The sequence below is a fragment of the Ferruginibacter sp. genome (assembly GCF_014377975.1).
GTDB lineage: Bacteria > Bacteroidota > Bacteroidia > Chitinophagales > Chitinophagaceae > Ferruginibacter.
Genome location: NZ_JACMOO010000388.1, coordinates 1 through 20,370, shown reverse-complemented (window position 1 = coordinate 20,370; position 20,370 = coordinate 1). Strand labels below are relative to the sequence as shown.

Annotated in this window: 22 protein-coding genes; 14 read left to right on the top strand and 8 right to left on the bottom strand. The window is 37.8% G+C overall.

All coding sequences use genetic code 11. From position 1 onward, the window contains the following. Nucleotides 1–814 (bottom strand): AraC family transcriptional regulator (locus H7254_RS19245; RefSeq protein ID WP_301934517.1); only part of this gene is annotated, 814 nt, incomplete at its 3' end. A 312-nt stretch (nt 815–1,126) separates the two neighbouring features. Between H7254_RS19245 and H7254_RS19240 the strand changes: the two genes are divergently transcribed. The 10 genes from H7254_RS19240 (at nt 1,127) to H7254_RS19195 (ending at nt 8,790) form a co-directional block, all read left to right on the top strand. Then, nucleotides 1,127–1,306 carry a hypothetical protein gene (locus H7254_RS19240; protein ID WP_301934516.1) on the top strand — a complete coding sequence of 60 codons (180 nt, stop codon included), beginning with the start codon at nt 1,127–1,129 and terminating at the stop codon, nt 1,304–1,306. A 134-nt stretch (nt 1,307–1,440) separates the two neighbouring features. Continuing rightward, on the top strand, nt 1,441–2,208 hold the full coding sequence (locus H7254_RS19235) for an NRDE family protein (RefSeq protein ID WP_301934515.1): 768 nt from the start codon (nt 1,441–1,443) through the stop codon (nt 2,206–2,208). 160 nt (nt 2,209–2,368) lie between these two features. Then, nucleotides 2,369–3,313 carry a hypothetical protein gene (locus tag H7254_RS19230; protein ID WP_301934514.1) on the top strand — a complete coding sequence of 315 codons (945 nt, stop codon included), beginning with the start codon at nt 2,369–2,371 and terminating at the stop codon, nt 3,311–3,313. A gap of 177 nt (nt 3,314–3,490) precedes the next feature. Continuing rightward, on the top strand, nt 3,491–3,730 hold the full coding sequence (locus H7254_RS19225) for a hypothetical protein (RefSeq protein WP_301934513.1): 240 nt from the start codon (nt 3,491–3,493) through the stop codon (nt 3,728–3,730). A gap of 286 nt (nt 3,731–4,016) precedes the next feature. After that, nucleotides 4,017–5,402 carry an NAD(P)/FAD-dependent oxidoreductase gene (locus tag H7254_RS19220; RefSeq protein WP_301934512.1) on the top strand — a complete coding sequence of 462 codons (1,386 nt, stop codon included), beginning with the start codon at nt 4,017–4,019 and terminating at the stop codon, nt 5,400–5,402. Continuing rightward, nucleotides 5,399–6,097, top strand: a complete 699-nt coding sequence (locus tag H7254_RS19215; RefSeq protein ID WP_301934511.1) for a TIGR04283 family arsenosugar biosynthesis glycosyltransferase — start codon at nt 5,399–5,401, stop codon at nt 6,095–6,097. The genes H7254_RS19220 and H7254_RS19215 overlap by 4 nt, the downstream gene beginning before the upstream one ends. 197 nt (nt 6,098–6,294) lie before the next feature. Then, nucleotides 6,295–7,386: a hypothetical protein gene (locus tag H7254_RS19210; RefSeq protein WP_301934510.1), complete on the top strand. Its 1,092-nt coding sequence runs from the start codon at nt 6,295–6,297 to the stop codon at nt 7,384–7,386. A gap of 54 nt (nt 7,387–7,440) precedes the next feature. Continuing rightward, the gene (locus H7254_RS19205) at nt 7,441–7,809 is read left to right on the top strand and encodes a hypothetical protein (RefSeq protein WP_301934509.1); all 369 of its coding nucleotides are present in this window, start codon (nt 7,441–7,443) and stop codon (nt 7,807–7,809) included. A gap of 21 nt (nt 7,810–7,830) precedes the next feature. Continuing rightward, nucleotides 7,831–8,127 carry a hypothetical protein gene (locus H7254_RS19200; RefSeq protein WP_301934508.1) on the top strand — a complete coding sequence of 99 codons (297 nt, stop codon included), beginning with the start codon at nt 7,831–7,833 and terminating at the stop codon, nt 8,125–8,127. A 105-nt stretch (nt 8,128–8,232) separates the two neighbouring features. Then, nucleotides 8,233–8,790, top strand: a complete 558-nt coding sequence (locus H7254_RS19195; RefSeq protein ID WP_301934507.1) for a hypothetical protein — start codon at nt 8,233–8,235, stop codon at nt 8,788–8,790. Here H7254_RS19195 and H7254_RS19190 read toward each other — a convergent pair. Both H7254_RS19190 and H7254_RS19185 read right to left on the bottom strand, forming a co-directional pair. Further along, the gene (locus tag H7254_RS19190) at nt 8,762–9,022 is read right to left on the bottom strand and encodes a hypothetical protein (protein WP_301934506.1); all 261 of its coding nucleotides are present in this window, start codon (nt 9,020–9,022) and stop codon (nt 8,762–8,764) included. The genes H7254_RS19195 and H7254_RS19190 overlap by 29 nt on opposite strands. A 6-nt stretch (nt 9,023–9,028) precedes the next feature. Beyond that, the gene (locus H7254_RS19185; RefSeq protein WP_301934505.1) at nt 9,029–9,601 is read right to left on the bottom strand and encodes a sigma-70 family RNA polymerase sigma factor; all 573 of its coding nucleotides are present in this window, start codon (nt 9,599–9,601) and stop codon (nt 9,029–9,031) included. Nucleotides 9,602–9,850: 249 nt separating this feature from the next. Between H7254_RS19185 and H7254_RS19180 the strand changes: the two genes are divergently transcribed. The 3 genes from H7254_RS19180 (at nt 9,851) to H7254_RS19170 (ending at nt 11,197) form a co-directional block, all read left to right on the top strand. After that, entirely contained in the window at nt 9,851–10,258 is a 408-nt protein-coding gene (locus tag H7254_RS19180) for a hypothetical protein (protein WP_301934504.1), read from the top strand. Nucleotides 10,259–10,325: 67 nt separating this feature from the next. Beyond that, nucleotides 10,326–10,517: a hypothetical protein gene (locus tag H7254_RS19175; protein WP_301934503.1), complete on the top strand. Its 192-nt coding sequence runs from the start codon at nt 10,326–10,328 to the stop codon at nt 10,515–10,517. Between the two features lie 374 nt (nt 10,518–10,891). Further along, nucleotides 10,892–11,197: a hypothetical protein gene (locus H7254_RS19170; RefSeq protein WP_301934502.1), complete on the top strand. Its 306-nt coding sequence runs from the start codon at nt 10,892–10,894 to the stop codon at nt 11,195–11,197. 232 nt (nt 11,198–11,429) lie between these two features. Here H7254_RS19170 and H7254_RS19165 read toward each other — a convergent pair whose 3' ends face one another. From H7254_RS19165 to H7254_RS19155, 3 genes are read right to left on the bottom strand one after another with little or no spacing between them, the layout of a single operon-like run. Then, entirely contained in the window at nt 11,430–13,757 is a 2,328-nt protein-coding gene (locus tag H7254_RS19165) for a xanthine dehydrogenase family protein molybdopterin-binding subunit (RefSeq protein ID WP_301934501.1), read from the bottom strand. A gap of 1 nt (nt 13,758) precedes the next feature. Beyond that, the gene (locus H7254_RS19160; RefSeq protein WP_301934500.1) at nt 13,759–14,733 is read right to left on the bottom strand and encodes a xanthine dehydrogenase family protein subunit M; all 975 of its coding nucleotides are present in this window, start codon (nt 14,731–14,733) and stop codon (nt 13,759–13,761) included. A 36-nt stretch (nt 14,734–14,769) separates the two neighbouring features. After that, entirely contained in the window at nt 14,770–15,384 is a 615-nt protein-coding gene (locus H7254_RS19155) for a 2Fe-2S iron-sulfur cluster-binding protein (RefSeq protein WP_301934499.1), read from the bottom strand. 792 nt (nt 15,385–16,176) lie between these two features. Between H7254_RS19155 and H7254_RS19150 the strand changes: the two genes are divergently transcribed. After that, on the top strand, nt 16,177–17,613 hold the full coding sequence (locus H7254_RS19150) for a Gfo/Idh/MocA family protein (RefSeq protein WP_301934498.1): 1,437 nt from the start codon (nt 16,177–16,179) through the stop codon (nt 17,611–17,613). 181 nt (nt 17,614–17,794) lie between these two features. On the opposite strand, the gene H7254_RS19145 is transcribed toward H7254_RS19150, so the two are convergent. Both H7254_RS19145 and H7254_RS19140 read right to left on the bottom strand, forming a co-directional pair. Continuing rightward, on the bottom strand, nt 17,795–19,132 hold the full coding sequence (locus H7254_RS19145; RefSeq protein ID WP_301934497.1) for a Gfo/Idh/MocA family protein: 1,338 nt from the start codon (nt 19,130–19,132) through the stop codon (nt 17,795–17,797). A 10-nt stretch (nt 19,133–19,142) separates the two neighbouring features. Continuing rightward, nucleotides 19,143–19,823 (bottom strand): DUF1080 domain-containing protein, encoded by a 681-nt coding sequence (locus tag H7254_RS19140; RefSeq protein WP_301934496.1) that lies wholly within the window; start codon nt 19,821–19,823, stop codon nt 19,143–19,145. Nucleotides 19,824–20,370 lie beyond the last annotated feature (547 nt).

Genomic DNA, 20,370 nt, shown 5'->3' with positions numbered 1-20,370 from the left:
CATTGAATTTTTGATGAAAGCATTTTGAAAAATGTGCCAGGTTGCTGAACCCACAATCAAATGAAATAGTAGTTATTCTTTGGTCTGAAATTAATAACAGCTCTGCCGCCCGCTCCAGTCTTTTATTTTTTAAATAATTAGAGGGAGTATCATCATACATCTTTTTAAATTCCCGTTTAAAAGACGAAGTACTCAAATTGGTAAGCCGGGCGAGTTGCTCAGAGGGCAAATGGGTATAAATATTGTCTTCAATTACCTGCTTAAAAGTAAAGGTAGCCGGTGAAAATAGTTGCGAAAGAATTTGCTGGATTACGGGTGCATTTTTAGTTTGCGAAAGCAGTAAAATAATTTCTTTTAGTTTAAGAACCAGTATTTCTTCACTTACAAGTGAAGGATTATCAAAATAAAACAACAATCCCTCAATATATTTTTGAATCAGTATTTCATTGTTTATTTTTTCAAAACTTACAGCAATGCCCCTCATTTTGGGGTGCTCCAATATTTTAGGAAACTCTTTATCATACACCTTTTTTAATATTTCCGGGTGAAAATGGATGATAATGACTTCCTGCTTTTTTGAAGTTTTATTGCTAGTCATTTGTCCAAAATAATTCCCACAATTTAATAATACAGCTTCATTTGCCGGAATATTAATTTTAAGATTGTTCAATTCATACTTAACCTCACCTTCTATCACATACAAAAAGCAAGCTTCATCCGGCATCGGACTGGGCACTTTAAAAGGGGCTGTAATAACTAATTTTTCAATCAATTTTTTACCAAATAATTCATAATTTTTACGTTCTGTAATCATTTTTTTTTTAGTTCTTAGAAGCTATCTAAAAATGGAATTTTCATTTGCCATCCTGAGGATGATGGGGACACAAACCCTGGCTAAACCACCGTGGCGGGGTGTCCCCACCGCCAACTTCTTATGGTATTGGGTATCCCAAAAATCGTTTTTATACAGCTTCTTAGCATTTTCATTTTTATAAGCATCTCAAACCTAAATGGCACCCAACAGGGTGATCCACAACAGCTAAAAGCATAATAGCTACCTGCAGGTAATTAGTAGAATTTTAGCAGTATAAAATGGCCACCGTTTCCGGCAGCCATAAACCCAACAATGAACAATGAAAAAATCCTGCCATTATTTTCTATTAAAGCTGAACTTGCGGATGCCGTCTTCCAAAATGTTTTGAAAGTATTTGCTCCGCCGGTAAAACCAGTCTGTGACAAGGCAACGGAAAGCACCAAAATCGATAAGGTGAAAAACACTATTATTTTTTTATTTGTTGGTTTTTGATTTAAGACGCAGGCAGTACCAGAAACTTACAGAAAAGAGCCTTTAACTTATATTTAATGGTTATTGTAAGGTTGCAGCTGTTTTATCGTCTGCAATCCGGGGATTTTATTAATAAAGCAATTTCAAAAACAAATATGTGTACAGTTTCATTTATTCCTCTTAAAAATGGCGTAATTCTTACATCAAACAGGGATGAGCACATTAGCCGTGGCATTGCTCAATATCCGGAATTCTATTTACTGAATGGACAAAAGCTGGCCTTTCCTAAAGACGCAAAATCAGGCGGTACCTGGTTTATCACAAATGAAAATGGAGATACAGGCGTATTACTAAACGGAGCATTTGAAAAGCATATGCCCGTTCCTCCTTACCGGAAAAGCAGGGGATTTGTTTTGCCAGAGCTATTTCAGCAAGCATCGCCTTTTGAAGCAATAAAGCAATATGAATTTTCAGGTATTGAAAATTGTACCATCGTACTTTGGGAACAGGGGCAGTTAAGAGAAATAAAATGGGATGGTAAAAAATTACACACCAAAAATTACGATCCCCGCCAGGCACGTATCTGGTCGTCTGTAACCTTGTATGATACCGACATGATAAATAAACGGCACGGATGGTTCCGTAACTGGATAGCTTCTCAAACTCATATCAACCAGCAAAATATTCTACACTTTCACATTAACACACAGGCTGAAAATACAACGTTCGGCTTACGAATTTTAAGGAACAATACAATAGCTACTACAAGTATAACCTCCTTGTGTATCCAGCATCTAAAAGCTAGTTTTTATCACAAAGATTTTATTCAGCAAATTGAATCTACACTTGATTATGATTTGCTCAACGTTGCACCTATTAGTTCACCAGTAATTGCCGGTAATGACATTGCTCAAAAAAATTAAATCAATACCGTTTTTCATTAAGTTGTTTAATTGGGAATATTGGCCATTTGCGGTAGTGTATAGTCCTATTTACATAGTTTGGTGCTGGTATAGCTTAAAAGCAAAATCATTTTTCTTTTTTGGCGCATCCAATCCTACCATAAAAAATTCAGGATTCCTGATGGAATCAAAAAAAGAAATTGATGCCCTTCTCCCGGACCAATACAAACCGTTAACACTGTTCTTTTCTTTTGACACTAAACCAGAAATAATTATTGATGGTATAAGAGCAAATAAACTTAACTACCCGCTTATCATAAAGCCAGATATTGGAATGCAGGGCAAGGCCGTTGTAAAAGTGAATAATGGGTATGAATTAATATCAGCGGCTTCACGGTTTTCAGTGGATTATATCATCCAGCCTTTTGTTGCATTTCCCAAAGAGATGGGTATATTTTATGTCCGATATCCTGATGAGGAAAAGGGTAAAATTACGGGGATTGTAGAGAAAGAATTTCTTACAGTTACGGGTGATGGAGTCAGCACAATTGAGCAATTACTAAACCAAACTCCACGATATATTTTACAACTGCCTGTTTTGAGAAAAACATTGGGTGAAAGAATGAACACTATTTTAAAGAGAGAGGAAGAAGAGGTATTGGTACCTTATGGAAACCATGTACGGGGTTCATTATTTGTTGACAGTACTTATAAAAACAATGCACAGTTAGAAGCACTAATTGACAAGGTATGTAAATCGGTTAATGGCTTTTATTATGGCCGTCTTGATATTCGCTTTAACAGTTTTGAAGAACTGGTTGCAGATAAAAACTGGAGCATCATTGAACTAAATGGCGCAGGCAGTGAGCCTACCCACATGTATGATCCAAAACATTCTTTGTTCTTTGCCTGGAAAGAAATTATCCGGCATTGGAAAATGCTCTATGAGATCTCTATGCAAAATAACAAAAAGGGATATTCCTTTTTATCGTATAGCGACGGTAAAAAAATGCTGAAAGATAACACCAGGTTAGTAAAAAAACTGGATGAAATTAAATTTGAAATGCCCAATAACCATCGGGCACCTGTCTTAAAAATGAACTCACATTTGAATATTGCCCGGTAAGAATGAAATCAGAAATGAAACGGGAAGGATTAATTAAAAAATTCAAACACCAAAATAATAGCTGATCTGAAAAGTAGTAATTGTGATTTTTACAATCAAATGTATGAGCAAAACTATCAGTTTCCACAGCGGTTTTATGGTATCATCAGATAAAATGGCAGAACATTCCATCAACTTATGGATAAACTGATAAAAACTGCCCGACCCCACAACCTTGTAGAGAAAAAAGGAAATGATATTCAATTATCATACAAAGAGAACAGCCAGCTGTATTTTGAACCCCATGATGAAAAAATGAAAAAGGTGCTGAAAGATTGCGACCTGGGCGATTTCATTTTGGACCACAAATTGCACCCGGTAAGCAAGTTACCCGGCAGGCGTGGCGCATTAATTCCGCACCTTACACTTTGTAAATAATGCTGACACAAAAATGCTGGATGTTAATTGTAAAACACATTAACTGCATACCCTTTATGTGGAGGCTGGAAATTTTTTCTTTTAAAGCAATGGGGTAAATCCATCCCTTACGATTATGGCAAATGCAATTCGGGTAGGTGAACCTTTAATTAAAAGAATGAAATAAATATCAGCAAAGAAGCAGCGGTAATAAACCTAAATGTAAATTCATCTGCTTGATCATGCAGCTGGTACCGTAGTTATTAAAATAAAAGTACTTTTTTAATTAATCTAAAAACCTCATTTAATGAAAGAATATGATGTAGTAGTGATTGGTGCAGGATCGGGAGGTCTGGTAGCTGCAACAACTGCTAATAGAAAAGGATTGAAAGTGGCATTGCTTGAAAAAAATAAAATTGGTGGGGAATGTACACATTACGGATGCATACCCAGCAAAGCTCTTTTACACAGTATAAAGATGTATGAAGCCACAAAACATCTTACTGAAAACTATGGATTAAATGGTTTAACTATTTATGGGAAGCCGGATTTTTCAGCATTGATGGAGCATGTGAACCGAATTGTGCAGGATGTCTACAGCAATGAAACTCCTGAAATATTTGAAGGGCAGGGAATAGATGTATTTGTTAACAGAACCGGAGCCAGTTTTATTGATAAAAATACAGTAACAATTGGTGATGAAATTATGACTTTTAAATATGCAGTAATATGTACCGGATCATCTCCTCAGGAAATACATATGCCCGGAAGTGATGAAATTGAATTTCTTCACAATGAAAATTTTTGGTCAATCCGGAAATTGCCGGAGTCTGTTCTTTTTGTTGGTGGAGGTGTAATATCCGCTGAAATGGGACAAGCTCTTGCACGATTCGGAAGTAAGGTTACCATTCTTGATAGAAATCCGCGCATTCTACAGGCCGTTGACGATGAGGTAGCAAAAACTATGATTGAAATTTTTAAAAATGGAGGTGTTGAAATTATCTGTCCTGCGGAGTTAAAAAGATTCAGAAATGAAATGGGATCTGTAGTTGTCAGCTATTTGCAGAATGGTCAGGAAAAAGAAGTTTCGGCAGAAAGTATTTTTCTTGCAATAGGCAGGCAACCAAATGTAGCCGGGCTTGATTTAGAAAAAGCCGGAATAATATTTTCAGAAAAAGGAATAAATACCAACTCAAATTTGCAAACATCGGCGCCCAATATTTACGCTTGTGGAGATGTAACATCACCATTTAAATTCACGCATGCAGCATCCTACCAGGCAAATATTGTAATTGAAAATATACTGACTGGTAATACTTTGCAAAACGACTTGAGCGTATTTCCCTGGGCAATTTTTACAGAACCGGAGATTGCCCACGTTGGTTTATCGGAAAAACAGGCAAAAGAAAAATTTGGAGATAAAGTTGCTGTATTTAAGGTAGACGCAAACCTCGACCGATTTGTTACTGATAAAAAAACCACTGGATTTCTGAAAGTAATTTTCGATGCAGAAAACTTTGTTATTGGAGCAGAAGGGATCGGTGCACATGCAGGGGAATGGATTCAATTACTCACCATTGCTATCAAAAATAAAATTCCGGCGGAAAGTTTTTCAAATACAATTTTCCCGTATCCAACTTACTCAGAAATTGTTAAAAAAGCATTTACCCGGTACTTACGCACTAAAGTATGATTTCAATTATTATCCCAACATATAATGAAGCAGCTGTTATTGAAAAAACACTTGAAAAGCTACATGTAATTTCGGGTGAGTCCGAAAAAGAAATCATTATTGCTGATGGGGGAAGTACAGATAATACCGCAGAGATTGCAGAGATATATGGCCGGGTGCTTCATTGCAGAAAAGGAAGGGCAAAACAATTAAACGATGGAGTAAAACAGGCAAAGGGTGAAATTCTATTTTTTGTTCATGCAGATATGTTTGTACCTCAAGGAGCACTAACAGCAATATGCAATCAGATAAAAGAAGGATATGACGGAGGAGGATTTGCCAATGAATTTGACTCGCACAATAAAAAAATAAAAAGACTTGGAGAAATTTTGAATTTTCGTTTTTTGGGCGGACGTGAACAATCTGACCGGTGTATTTTTTATGGGGATAACGGCATCTTTGTTAAAAGAGATGTCTTTGAAAAATTAGGGGGATTTAAAGATATTCCCATCATGGAGGATTATGATTTTTCTGTAAGAATGAAAAAACAATTTAAAGTAAAACAAATTCAGTTTCCAAAAATTATTGTTTCGGCGAGAAGACACATAGCAGCAGGATTTTTTAAGACAAGGATGCAATGGATACTGATAAAAAAATTGTACCTGCTTGGATTTTCACCTCAGAAATTGGCAAAATGGTATGCAGATATGAGATGAAAATTTGATTATTTCTAAAAGAAAAAATAGGATATGAATCAAGAACAAAACCGCCTCAACGAACAGTATAACGGTGTAAAAAATGGCTAAAATGGGGACCTTATCTGAGCGAACGCCAATGGGGAACTGTAAGGGAAGACTATAGCGAACATGGTGATGCCTGGGATTATTTTCCACATGACCATGCAAGGAGCCGCGTGTATCGATGGGGCGAAGATGGCATTGCAGGTATCAGCGACAATATGCAGCGCATCTGTTTTGCCGTAACGTTATGGAATGGCAAAGACCCCATTTTAAAAGAACGTTTATTTGGCCTTTCAGGAAAAGAAGGCAACCATGGAGAAGATGTAAAGGAACTCTATTATTATCTTGATAACAATCCTTCACATTCGTACATGAAGCACTTGTATAAATATCCGCAGGGCGAATATCCTTACAACCATTTATTGGTATCTAATCAAAATAGAAACAGGCACGAGCCGGAATATGAATTACTGGATACAGGCCTTTTCGATAACAATAAATACTTCGACGTTTTTACAGAATATGCAAAAAATAATGAGGAAGATATTTGTATAAAAATAACCATACACAACCGGGCAAATGAAGCAGCCTTTATTGCAGCATTGCCAACACTTTGGTTGCGCAATTTATGGAGCTTTGGCGCCGCCAAACATAAACCCGCAATAACAGAAACTGAACCAACAGAAGCATTTGGACACGTAAAAATGAATCATCATTTGTTGGGTGACTATCACTTTTATTTTGATGCGCCCAAACGTACCCTTTTTACCGAAAACGAAACCAATACTGAAAAACTATATAACCAGCCCAATGCTACTCCTTTTGTAAAAGATACCTTTCATACTGCTGTTGTGCAAAACAATTACGAAGCCTTCAAAGAGAAAAATAGTGGAACAAAGTTTTCGCCCATGTATGAATTTGATGTGGAGGCACAATCCTCTGTAACCATCAAACTAAGGTTAAGCAAGGATGTTTTACAAAATCCTTTTGATAAAAAATTTGAGGAAACCTTTAGCCAGCGTATTGCTGAAACAGATGAATTTTACAACAGTATCCCCAACACAAAAGATGAAGACGAAAAAAATATACAAAGGCAGGCTTTTGCCAGTATGCTGTGGAGCAAACAATATTTTAATATAGATATTCCCCGATGGCTCAATGGAGACCCCGGGCAACCTGCACCACCCGCTGCCAGAAAGACCGGCCGTAATCACCAATGGATGACATTAAATAATGAAGACATTGTTTCAATGCCCGATAAATAGGAGTATCCCTGGTATGCTGCATGGGACCTTGCTTTTCATTGTGTGCCGCTGGCCATGCTGGATGCAAGATTTGCTAAAGACCAACTCGTTTTATTTTTGCGGGAATGGTACATGCACCCCAATGGACAAATGCCTGCGTATGAATGGGCATTGGGCGATGTAAATCCTCCGGTTCATGCATGGAGCTGTATAGAAGTTTTTAAAATAGATAAGAAAAAAACAGGTGTTGCCGATTATAAATTTCTAGAAAAAGTATTTCATAAGTTATTACTCAACTTTACCTGGTGGGTAAACCGCAAAGACTATAAAGGAAATAATATTTTTGAAGGCGGCTTTTTAGGACTGGATAATATTGGTGTGTTTGACAGAAGCAGTGTTTTACCGGGTGGTGGTGTGTTAGAGCAGGCGGATGGTACGGCATGAATGGCTTTGTATAGTTTGAATATGCTGGAGATAGCCCTGGAGCTTAGCATGTATAATGATGCATACGAAGACGTAGCCACTAAATTTTTTGAACATTTCGTTTATATAGCCGATTCGCTAAACAGGATTGGCGAGGACTGGACAGGTGCATGGGATGAGGAACATGGCTTTTTCTATGATGTGCTTTCAATGCCGGATGTACAATATATACCTGTTAAAGTTCGGTCACTCGTAGGATTAAGTTCGCTGTTTGGAGTGTTAGTTATTAAAAAGGAAATGCTGGAAAAAGTAGCTGATTTTTACAAGCGGTTTAAATAGTTCAAGAATTATAGAAAGGAAAATCATCAATACCAGATAATTGAAGACCTAGTAGAAAACGATGATATATTATTATCACTGGTACCACGAAAAAGGCTTGAACGAATGATGGAATCATTACTGGATGAAAAAGAGTTTTTAGCGCCGGGAGGTATACGCTCACTTTCAAAAATTCACGAAAAGTCTTATGAAATAAATATAAAAGGGCAGGTGTTTGGAATAAACTACCAGCCGGGCGAATCCAATTCTTCCTTATATGGCGGCAACTCTAACTGGAGAGGTCCTGTATGGATGCCCATGAATTATCTGCTGTTGTTATCATTAAAAAAATATTGTGATTATTTCAAAGGGCAATGTTGTGTTACGTTTCCTGCTGGTACTGGCAGCTCAATGCCGCTTTCAATGGTGAGTATCAAATTAGCTGAACGTCTCGTCGCTGTATTTAAAAAAGATAATGAGGGAAAACGCCCTGTTCACAATAATACACCACAATATGAAAACGATCCCAATTTCAAAGACCTGGTATTATTCTATGAATATTTTCATGGTGACAATAGCAGGGGTGTTGGTGCATCGCATCAAACAGGATGGACCGGTGTAGTAGCTGAATTGATTAACAGGGTGAATATTATATTTAAAAAGAATGTTCATCAATCATTTTAATAATTCTGTCATTTGCTGCATCAGACATACGCTCTTCAGCATGAATATGCTTACTTTCTGTGGAAATTTGATTTGTTTGTTTCTCAAATTTTTTGCAAAAGGAACACATGGAAGTATGCATGGATAATTGCAGCTTTCCTATAAATGATAATTTCCCTTCTTCCTTTTTTGCCATCAGTAAAGTAGCTTCCTTACAATTCAACATCAGATATTTCATTACAAACCGCTTCATATTCATTTAATTTTTCAACCAGTATTTTTCTACACAATCCCGCATTTGCAGCCGGGCCCTATGTATCAATACCCAATAGTTAGACGGACTAATATTTAATACCTTACAAATTTCATCAGACTCCAGATCTTCCATATATTTTAAAGTAAAAACATGCTGTTGAATGGCTTTAAGATGATCTTTACACCAGTTAATTATTTGCTGTATTTCTTTCCTTTCTGTTGGAGTATTGGACGCATGCCAGTCTTTAGGCAACCTGTTTTCCGCCCAATGGCCTTCGGCATCAAACCAATCGTTTTCAGCAGACCGTAAATCCGGCATGGATATAATGAATTGTTCGGTAGCTTTCTTTCTGTAAAAGTCTATTATTTTATTTTTGAGAATAGTAAATAACCAGTTTTTTTCTGATGCTTCTCCTTTAAACCCATCAACCCCTTTTAATGCCGACAAAAACGTTTCCTGTACCAAATCTTCTGCTACATCACTGTTACTTACCCTGGGCAAAGCGTACTGATACAATAAGGTTCCATAAAGTACAAACCATTTTTTAGGGTCAGCTTTCATTACCTTTTTTTCCATCTTTTACATTTTTTTTAAACGGTAAATATAAAGAATGTATCGGGGAATCGGTTGAAGCCTGTAAGCCTTGTAATTTTTTTAATACATGATTTGTAAGTTTTTACAACATACCCCGTCACAACATCCAAAGAAAAAATACCTGGCCAAAATACTAATATAAACCGGGGTGGATTGATTGTGATTTACAAAACCAAAACGTTTGCAGTGTTTAAAATAGACCTGTTTTAAAACCAACTTCAAATTAATACAATGACGAAAAAATCAATGAAACGGATTGGTCTTTTAATTCTTGCCGGTGTTGTAATGGCAGGTTCAATAGGTGCATACCTATTTTTTAAACCACACCGGGATGTGCAGGCCACCAGTGCTTTTGCAGAATTAAAAGTATCTGAACTGGTAAATGAATTTACCGTTGATGCAGGTAAAGCCAACGCAAAATATCTGCAAAGTGACGGCAATTCCAAAGTGCTTATTGTAGAAGGCCGGGTAAAGAAAATTTCTGAAAATCAAAACAACGAAAAAGTAATCGTGCTGAAAGATGAGCGTGCAAAGGTTGGTGTAAGCGCAACATTTACCAAAGCAACAACGGCAAATACACAATCAATTAAAGTGGGTGATATAGTAAAAATAAAAGGTGCAATTACAGCGGGTAATTGATACGACGCAGACCTTGAATTATATAAAAATTCCATACTTGTTCAGTGTGATATTGTAAAATAAGAAGATGATAAAAATCATAAGAAAAAATATTCTTACCATAACCGGTGCAATAGCGGGCATCTTTTATTGGAAATTTATTGGTTGCAGCACTGGCAAGGGTTATATACAATCCAATCCAGTGAAAATGACTTTATATGGCACTTTATTGGGAGGCCTTTCATTCAACATATTTCAATCTGAAATCAGGCAACAATAGCATGGAAAATAAAATTAAAATTAGAATTATTTTATTAGCAAAAGCAATAACTAACCGTTCAATGGCTCAGGAAACTGGAAAATTATATTTTACCATATCTTTTGGAATAATTGCGATACAATAAAAAACAGCAAATCAATTTTTAAAAGGAATGCTGAAATACAGTTTGGCATTTGATACATTCCCTGCTATTTATTTCAACAACGGGGATAGTCTGATTACGACCGCCAGAAGTAATAAAGTTGCCACAACTTTAGCCTTGCATAATTTTTGCCACTAAAAAAAGATGATGGAAAGTAACAGGCGGGGATAATTGTAAACATTACCGGCAACATCATCGGCGCCAGGTGGTGGAAAAACATCTAAGCTGTTTATTGGAACGATACAGTAAAATTACAAAGGACAGGCATACTATTTTCGTAAACAGAACCGATACTTCCATCAGCTATTCAAAACAATTGGACAACGCTATTTCTGCCAGTAAAATTACCGCTCTTTCATCAGTTGAGTTTGTAAATCCTGTGGCTGATAAACCTGGCGAAAAAATAAAAATCAATATTTTTCATGCAGAGATTATAAATGATGCAAAGAAAATGAATGAAGAAGTAAACCGGTATAAAGACATTGAGGTGGTATCAAATATTATTAAACAACCGATGCAGGATAATTACACCAGGTGAAAATGGAAGTGAAGCGATATTTCACCAAACCTGTATAACTATTGGCATTATTTAAGATATGCTGAAAAGATTAAAAATTTGAAATAAACAGTAATAATATTGATAGTACTACCCTATTTTATAATAGTGCATTATAATATAGTACACCTAAAAATTAGAAATAATTTAATTTATCTTTCAATATTTTACAGGACATTAATACCCTCAAAATTTTGAAAAAATTATACTGCTTTTATAAAAGTTTATCGGGGGTAATTGGAAGATCTCTTACTCTTTTACCCGTTGCATGATAAACAGCATTTGCAATAGCAGCTGTTATACCGGTAATACCAATTTCACCTGCACCTTTTGCTCCAACTGGACTTATGTTTAAATCTGGTTTATCTATAAACTGGATATCAAAATCAGGCATATCTGCATGAACAGGCACAAGGTATTCTGATAAATCCCTGGTTACAATCCGCCCCGTGTTTGGATCATATTCACTGCCTTCCATCAAGGCCATACCAATACCCCATACAGCTCCTCCAATTATTTGACTTGCTGCAGTTTTGCTGTTCAATATTTTACCAACATCCATTACACAAACAATTTTATCTACCTTAACCATGCATGTTATGGGATCTACCAAAACCTTTACAAAGTGAGCTCCAAAGGAATAAAAAGATAAATTTCTACGATCCTGATCTTCGTCTTTTTGTACAAACTGGTTACCGATACTTTCATTTTTTGGGTTTCCTTTTTGATTACCGGGCTTTTTTTCTGCAGCTTTAGCTCCTCCCCTTGTTGATACCTCAGTAGTAATTTCAGTTTCTATTACCGGTAGTTTATTCCGAACCAATATCTGCTTATAAGTCTCTCCCTTATCCGTATTTCCGGTTAAAAATAATCTGCCATTATGAATAGAAATATCTTCTGCAGTTTTATCATAAAGAGGAGATCTTTTATCGGCTACAGCCAATAAGATTATTTTAGTTTTTAAAGTAAGCGCAGCTGCAAGAACTGACGGCCCGGTAGTGGCCATTGTTTGTGAACCACCGGAACCTGGACCTTGTGGATAAATGGTATCACCCAACTTAATTTCCACTTTATCAATTGGCAAACCCAGTGCATCAGCCATTATCTGAGCCATCACCGTGTAGGTTCCCGTTCCAATATCCTGCGTTCCACAGGCGGCTATAACCTTTCCACTCTGGTAAAGTTTCATCCCCACGGTTGCCTTACTCCGGTTTGCCGGATACGTTGCTGTAGCCATACCATATCCTGCCAGATTATCGCCTTCCATGGTTGCACCGGGCATTTTATTTCTGTTTGACCAGCCGATAGAAGCTGCCCCTTTTGTATAACATTCCCTTAAATTTTTACCCGACCATTCATTACCATCCTGAGGATTTTTTTCTGCATAATTTACCAACCTTAATTGTAAAGGATCCATATTTAATTTATAAGCAAGCTCATCAAGTGCAACTTCCAGCGCATAAGTTCCGGGAGCTTCGCCAGGAGCACGGGTGGGGCAAGGCGTACCCTTATTGAGTTTAACCAACTTTTGAACTACGTCAAGATTATCAGTAGCGTACAGCATCTTTGTCACCCCACCTGCACTTTCTACAAACTCATCTACAAAGGAAGTTTCAGCAGTTGTCTCGTGCTTTATTGATGCAAACTTTCCGGCTGTATCAGCACCTAACCCAATTTTTTGAATGGTTACCGATCGCCTGCCTGCGCAAGTAAACATCTGGCCCGTTCTATCTAATACTATACGTACAGGCCGGTTAACAAATTTTGCTGCCATCGGAGCCAAAATAGAATTTGCCCACATAAATCCCTTAGAACCAAAACCACCACCAATAAAAGGAGCTATAATGCGTACTTTATCTTTTGAAATACCCAGCATGGAAGAAATAAGGTCACGGGCACCAAAAACATTTTGTGTGGCATCATGAACGGTAAGTTCATCCCCCACCCATTCGGCTGCAGTTACATGCGGTTCAATTGGATTGTGGTGGTAAACCGGAGTAGAATAGGTTTCTTCAATTGTTACCGCTGCATTGTTCATAGCTTTTAATGCATAGCCCCTTTGCTTTGGCGGGGTGGCTCCGGCACCACCCTCACCTGGAGCATATAGTACGGCATCCTGCTCAATAAATTTAAACACCGCTGGTTCTTCTTTATAAGTAATTTTTATTACTGATGCCGCATGTTCTGCAATTTCAAATGTTTCCGCAATTACTACAGCAATATGTTGTCCGTTATAAAAAACGTTTCCACTTTGCAATGGCAGCAATTCTCTTTCAGAAAACCTGCCACCCATTGGTTTTCCGCTAACAAATGGGTAAAGCTTTAGTGCATTTTTATAGGTCATTACACCTATTACTCCTTTCAATGCTTCGGCTGCCCGGGTATCAATATTTTCTATTGTACCTTTTGTAATCGTACTCTGAACCGTAACACCGTATGCCATATTCTTTAATTGAAATTCACCTGCATAGGTGGCAGTACCAGTTACTTTAAGCGGTCCGTCTTTACGGTCTATAGGTTTTCCAATAATGTTGTCTTCCATATTATGCTTCTATATTTTGAAATGCTTTCATAATTGTTCTTTTTGCCAGTGCCGGTTTAAATGCGTTGTATGTAAATGTTTTTGCATCTTGTAAAGCAATAACTGCGGCTTCACTTATTATTTCTTTCGAATAATTTTTGCCCGTAAGAAACTGTTCTGATTTTGTTGCCCGCCAGGGTTTTGTACCTACCCCTCCCAATGCAATTCTAACTTGTTTTATTAAGCCTCCACTTTTATCTAAAGCAATAGCAGCAGACACTACGGCAAATTCATACGAGTGTCTGTCACGCGTTTTTACATAACAGGAATTTGAAGCAAAGGGTAAGGCTGGAATCTCAATATGTGTAATCAATTCTCCGCGCTGTAATGTATTTTCGATATTCGGTGTGTTACCAGGTAAGGTATAAAATTCTGCAAATGCGATTGTTCTTTTCCCTGCAATCCCCTGTACATGAACTACCGCATCCAGGGCAGCAAGTGCAACAGACATATCTGATGGATGCGTAGCAATACATTGCGAACTGGTACCCAAAATTGCATTCATTCTGTTGTAACCATTGATAGCAGAACAGCCTGAACCAGGAATTCTCTTGTTACAAGGAGTGGCTGTATCAAAAAAGTAAGGACACCTTGTTCTCTGCAAAAGATTCCCTCCTGCAGTAGCCATATTTCTTAATTGAGGGGAGGCGCCTGACAGTAAGGCCTGAGACAACAAGGGATAATTTTTTACAATTATATTATCGTACGCAAGATCAGTATTGCTTACCAATGCCCCCACCATAATATTTCCATTTGGCAGCATTTCAATTTTTTTTAGTTCAAGCGCTGAAATATCTATTAATAATGAAGGCATCTCTATATTCATTTTTATCAAATCAATGAGGTTTGTTCCTCCGCCTATGAAATGAGATGACGTAGTAACCGCCTTAATTGCCTCGCCGGAATTTTTAGCCTTTAAAAGTGTAAATGGGAACATAAAGAATTATTAATTTCAATCTTTGTAAATTTTTATTTAAACAGCCTGTTGCACTTCCTTAATCGCATCAAGAATATTTTGGTATGCGCCGCAACGGCAAAGATTTCCGCTCATCAACTCTCTTATTTGAGTGTCCGTTTTTGCATAACCTTCTTTAACCAGTGCCACTGCAGAACAGATTTGTCCCGGAGTGCAATAGCCACATTGAAAGGCATCATGTTTTAGAAAGGCCTGCTGCATGGGATGAAGATTTTCAGGTGTGCCCAACCCTTCAATCGTGGTTATTTTTTTTCCCTCACACATTCCTGCAAGCATTAAACAGGAATTCATTCTTTTACCATCTACCAAAACAGTACAAGCACCACACTGACCACGATCACAACCTTTTTTAGTACCCGTCAATTTCAGATGTTCTCTTAATGCATCAAGAAGGGTAACCCGGGAATCAAGTTCAAGCGTTTTAATTTTACCGTTTACTGATAGTGTTACAATCAGATTTCCTGAAGCGGGGGTCTCAATTTTATTTACTGGTAATCCATTTGCTTTCGCTGTAGAAAATAAAGCTACCCCAGCGCTGATCGCAGAGGCCTGTTTTAAAAATTCTCTCCGGCTGGGTCCTTTTTGAAGCGGCTCATTATCATTGTAGTTCATCTAAAATTAGTTTGAAGTAATGTTGAAATGTAAAAGGTGCGGTTACTAAGCTAAGAAGGAAAAAACATGCCAGTTATTTTTTTGTAAAACTGCTACAGAATTAATAAGCGTTAAAAAAAATAATTTGAAAACGGGTATTTTTTTACGCAGTTTATTTAATTATACTATTCAAATTTTCTACGAATTAATCATCTGCAATAGCACAGCATGGCCATTGTAATATCCCCTGTGCAATTTTTAATAATACAGGGTATTTACAACTCATAAAAGCAGGAGTAGCCCGCAGTTATTTTTCTTCGTTTTGAATCAGGTAAGTTTATAATACTACCTTAACAACGACGTAACCACTAACCGCAGGCAGTATCCACCCCCTTTCGCCACGCCGGTTTAAATATAAATAAATGGCGGAAAGAGGCCGGTATTGCCGGAATTTCCAGAGTAAGTCCATAACAGAATTTTGAAAAAATATTTTTTTTAAAATTTTTTTCTGAAAATAACTTTAGCAATCGCAAAATCAGCAGGAAAAACTTTCCTCAGATGACAGATGTTTACTATATCTAAAAAGATTATCAAACTAAATACAAATACTTAACTTTATACGGATTAAATCATAAGAAAATTATTAGACAAATCACATGTTTAAATTAGTATAATTCTTATTGCAAAAATGAGTCAAATGCTACACCAGCAACGATGCCATGGAATGCTACAGCTGGCAACATAAAAACAAAAATCAATTTCTAATACGTATTACACTACTCTTAATAATTATTTAATTAAAAAATTTACTTTATGAATGATGACAAACCGAAGAAATCTTCCAGAAGAAATTTCATCCGTAATGCCTCTTTAGCCGCTGCTGCCTTTACCATTGTACCCCGTCATGTTTTGGGTAGAGGCTTTGTTGCCCCCAGCGATAAATTGAATATTGGATCAATAGGCGCGGGCGGTAAAGGGCAAAGCGATATTGCCAATTTCTTCAAATCGGGCAATGCAAATATTGTAGCATTGTGCGATGTTGATGACCGTTCCTCTGCTAAAACAAGAGGCAATTTTCCTAAAGCCACTTACTATAAAGACTTCAGGGAAATGCTGGATAAGGAAAACAAGAATATTGATGCTGTTTCTGTTTCCATACCCGATCATGCACACGCTATTCCGGCACTAATGGCCATGCAAATGGGTAAGCATGTGTATGTTCAAAAACCAATGACACATGATATTTACGAAGCCCGGGTACTAACAGAAGCAGCCAGGAAAAATAAAGTAGTAACTCAGATGGGTAACCAGGGATCGTCAGGTGACGGCGTTCGATTGATGCAGGATTGGTATAAGGCAGGATTAATAGGAGATGCACACACTGTACGTTGCTGGACCAACCGGCCCGTTTGGCCACAGGGCAACGGATATCCAACAACGAAAGATGAAATACCACCGGAACTTGATTGGAATTTATGGTTAGGCCCTACCAAATTTCATGAATACCATACTGGCTTTGTTCCTTTTAGCTGGCGGGGTTACTGGGATTTTGGTACCGGAGCTTTAGGCGATATGGGTTGCCATATTATTGATCCCGCTTTTAAAGTGGTGGGCCTTGGATATCCATCGGAAGTAGAATGCAGTGTAGCCGATATTTATGAGAAAATGTGGACACCAGCTTACCATCCCGAAAGCTGTCCGCCCGCTTCTTCCATTATAATGAAATTTCCGGGGTCAAATGGTAAACCCGATGTAAAACTTACCTGGATGGATGGTAATATCAGGCCAGAGCGTCCCGAAGAATTGGGAGCAAATGAACAGATGGGTAATTCAGATGGTGGTGCTATTATAGAAGGAACAAAAGGAAAAATGATGTGTGGATGTTATGGTGAAAACCCTACCTTATTACCTACTTCAAAAACCAAAGAAACGATGAATGTTCCTAAAACTGTTGAAAGGGTAATTGGCGGACAGGAAGGGCATTATGCACAATGGGTAAATGCCTGTATAGCGGGTTATGGCAAAGGCAAAACCAGCTCCAATTTTGATTATGCCGGTCCACTTACCGAAACAGTATTATTTGCAAACCTTGCATTGCTAAGCTGGAATTTAAAAGATGCGCAAGGAAAATCATTTCCCGGAAGAAAGAAATTATTATGGGATGCAGCGAATATGAAGATCACCAATTTTGATGAAGCCAACCAATTTGTAAGAAGACAATACAGGGATGGATATACTTTTAAAGCGTAACTAAATTTAAAAAGAGGCTTTCTTACTTTTTATTGAGAAAGCCTCTTTTATTTATCTTAATATGGTTAAGGAAAAATATTTTACGCCCCGTTTCAGTTGATCATACTTTTACTTTAGATACCAGTCTGCAACTAATTCTGGTAGTTATAACTACCCCCTTATCAAACAAGAAAATACTTTATTAAACATTTGGTTCCCATCCCGGTTCATACGAACGTGTCCACAGTTTCATCGCCTCATTATCACCAACAATATGGCCGTTTGATCCATCTATATTTACTGTGTGACCAACACGCTGTGCGATATTTCCCAATTGAACCCAAAGCGTACTTTTAAAGCCGATCTCCACATCTGCATTGGGACGTTTGCTTAAGCGGATACTCTCTAAAAAATTAGCAACATGAACACCATCCAGGTCTTCATTCGGACTGGAAGTGTTGCGGGCATCTATCACAGCATTGGATTTAATATCTTTTAAAACAGTTCCTTTTTCATCATAAATAGTATATCCATCATGGCCGGTAAGCATCGTTCCTTTTTCTCCATAAAATAAAACACCGCGGTCAAGCCCTTCTACTTTGTATGGACTGCAGCTTCGTCCTTCCCACAGTACAGTAGCATCGGCACAGTCGAAAGTAATGAGTTGTGTATCGGGGGGTTGCCAGTCATCTTTAAAAAAATACCTTCCTCCGGTAGAGTTAACCCGAAGCGGATAGTCAATACCAAGGCCCCAGCGGGCAACGTCAATTTCATGCGTGCCATTATTCAGGGCTTCGCCGGTACCCCAATGCCAGAACCAATGCCAGTTATAAGGAATAACATTGTCTTTATAAGGCAGTCTTGGCGCAGGCCCTTGCCACAAATCGTAATCAAGGCCGGCCGGTACCGGCACTTGCTTTCCAATGCCAATAGATTTTCTTGAGTTGGTGTACCAGGTTTTTACAAGGTGAACTTTGCCGATTGCGCCTCCTTTTAATTCGTTGATACCTTCTGTTAATAATTTCCAGGATCTCCGCTGGGAGCCCATTTGCACAATCCTATCGTATTTTCTTGCAGCAGCAATTGATAATTCTCCTTCATGGGGATTGTGGGATAAGGGTTTTTCGCAATAGACATGTTTACCGGCTGCACAACAAATGATTGTAGCGGGTGCATGCCAATGATCGGGAGTGGCAATATAAGTTGCATCCACATTTTTGTCAACCAGCATCTTGCGAAAATCATTTTCTCCTTTAGGTGCATCTTTGCCAGCTTTTACTACTGCGTTGATGCCTTTTTGCCTTGCCTTTTCTTCCACATCGCACACGTAAATTACCTCGGTATTGGCTTGGTTGGCAAAGGTGGCAGCCATACCCGAGCCCCTGCCGTTGGCACCAATCACCGCTACCTTTATGCGGTCGTTGGCACCCATTATTTTCCGGTAGCTTTTCGGGGTAAATCCGGCGCCTAGTCCCCCTAAAACAATAGCGGCCGAACTTCCTGCAATATTTTTAATAAACCTTCTTCTTGAATTTTTCATAAACAGTTTTTTAATAAAGTTCTTTAATTTTTATTTTGCGGAATGTAACCTTATCTCCATGTGCCTGCAATAAAATTGGTGAAGAAACCGCTGCTGCAAATCCCGGTGTAGTATTAAATTTACTTTTTAAAATAGCTGCTTTAAAGGCTTCACTATCTCTTTGATAGTCTACTATTTTTAAACCATTTAACCAATGCGCTACATGATTACCTTTTACTACTATCCTTGCTGTATTCCATTCGCCTGCAGGTTTATAAAGTTTGTTCGCATCCGCAGGTAAAATATCATACAGAGCGCCTGTTTTGCGGTTGCCATTAATGCCCAGTTTTGCATCAGGATGTTTGTCATCGTCTATTATCTGAAACTCGCAGCCCAATGAAGTATTGGGTAATAAAAAATATTTAATGCCGCTATTACCTCCTTCAGAAATTTTAAATTGCACAGAAAGATCAAAGTCTTTAAAGGAACGGGTAGTGACAATATCGCTTCCATGTCCTTTTGAAGGATCAAATGTCAATTCTCCATTTTCAACGCTCCATGATTTTTCGGGTAGTGTATCATGTTGCGCATTTTTCCATCCCTTCAGGGTTTTACCGTCGAACAGCGGGCTCCAGCCAACTTTTGTTTGGGCTTGAATTATACTGTTACCCAAAAACAAAATAGGGAGCAGTAAATAGAAACGTACCTGCATAAAATAATATTTAGAATATTGAAATTAATAAAAACTTTAAGTGAATTACAATGTTCTCTGCAGTAAAGCACAAATCGTCTTTCATTCCTTCACTAACTTCAAACAACCAGCACCATTTTTTCTGTGAGGCCTTGTACCTCACAAACTCGCCAATACAATGCTTCACTGAAATGGATCAGCAGATCAGTTTCTGTAAGCGGCTAATGACACCAGCATCAAATTACTTAGCAGCATATCCAGCCATTGTTGAAATAACAAACTATCGCCTTTTCTTCTTTAGCAATAGCAATTTCCTCCAATCCACCTCATCCTTTTATAACCTGCAAAACATGAAATAAAAAAAGCTTTACACATAAAAAAGGCCGATTTATTATTTTAGAAGATAAATGGGTGATTTATAAAGTTACTGGAATATACTTATCAATTCGTCAATTTAAAAGCCGTTTAAGTTGTCTGTTTTTGATTCCTGTTTTAGTTTTCTATAGTATCATTACTACGTTGCAATCTGTTCGCCGGCATACGGCTGGTCAGCATGTTTATGCAACTT

Excerpts from the sequence above, each read along its gene's own strand:
- H7254_RS19140 (WP_301934496.1), bottom strand. The coding sequence starts at position 19,823 with ATGCAGGTACGTTTCTATTTACTGCTCCCTATTTTGTTTTTGGGTAAC.
- H7254_RS19190 (WP_301934506.1), bottom strand. The coding sequence starts at position 9,022 with ATGAAGCGGTTTGTAATGAAATATCTGATGTTGAATTGTAAGGAAGCT.
- H7254_RS19145 (WP_301934497.1), bottom strand. The coding sequence starts at position 19,132 with ATGAAAAATTCAAGAAGAAGGTTTATTAAAAATATTGCAGGAAGTTCG.
- H7254_RS19165 (WP_301934501.1), bottom strand. The coding sequence starts at position 13,757 with ATGGAAGACAACATTATTGGAAAACCTATAGACCGTAAAGACGGACCG.
- H7254_RS19240 (WP_301934516.1), top strand. The coding sequence starts at position 1,127 with ATGAACAATGAAAAAATCCTGCCATTATTTTCTATTAAAGCTGAACTT.
- H7254_RS19205 (WP_301934509.1), top strand. The coding sequence starts at position 7,441 with ATGCTGGATGCAAGATTTGCTAAAGACCAACTCGTTTTATTTTTGCGG.
- H7254_RS19200 (WP_301934508.1), top strand. The coding sequence starts at position 7,831 with ATGCTGGAGATAGCCCTGGAGCTTAGCATGTATAATGATGCATACGAA.
- H7254_RS19195 (WP_301934507.1), top strand. The coding sequence starts at position 8,233 with ATGATGGAATCATTACTGGATGAAAAAGAGTTTTTAGCGCCGGGAGGT.
- H7254_RS19185 (WP_301934505.1), bottom strand. The coding sequence starts at position 9,601 with ATGGAAAAAAAGGTAATGAAAGCTGACCCTAAAAAATGGTTTGTACTT.
- H7254_RS19180 (WP_301934504.1), top strand. The coding sequence starts at position 9,851 with ATGACGAAAAAATCAATGAAACGGATTGGTCTTTTAATTCTTGCCGGT.
- H7254_RS19230 (WP_301934514.1), top strand. The coding sequence starts at position 2,369 with ATGGAATCAAAAAAAGAAATTGATGCCCTTCTCCCGGACCAATACAAA.
- H7254_RS19220 (WP_301934512.1), top strand. The coding sequence starts at position 4,017 with ATGAAAGAATATGATGTAGTAGTGATTGGTGCAGGATCGGGAGGTCTG.
- H7254_RS19225 (WP_301934513.1), top strand. The coding sequence starts at position 3,491 with ATGGATAAACTGATAAAAACTGCCCGACCCCACAACCTTGTAGAGAAA.
- H7254_RS19235 (WP_301934515.1), top strand. The coding sequence starts at position 1,441 with ATGTGTACAGTTTCATTTATTCCTCTTAAAAATGGCGTAATTCTTACA.
- H7254_RS19160 (WP_301934500.1), bottom strand. The coding sequence starts at position 14,733 with ATGTTCCCATTTACACTTTTAAAGGCTAAAAATTCCGGCGAGGCAATT.
- H7254_RS19155 (WP_301934499.1), bottom strand. The coding sequence starts at position 15,384 with ATGAACTACAATGATAATGAGCCGCTTCAAAAAGGACCCAGCCGGAGA.
- H7254_RS19150 (WP_301934498.1), top strand. The coding sequence starts at position 16,177 with ATGAATGATGACAAACCGAAGAAATCTTCCAGAAGAAATTTCATCCGT.
- H7254_RS19215 (WP_301934511.1), top strand. The coding sequence starts at position 5,399 with ATGATTTCAATTATTATCCCAACATATAATGAAGCAGCTGTTATTGAA.
- H7254_RS19175 (WP_301934503.1), top strand. The coding sequence starts at position 10,326 with ATGATAAAAATCATAAGAAAAAATATTCTTACCATAACCGGTGCAATA.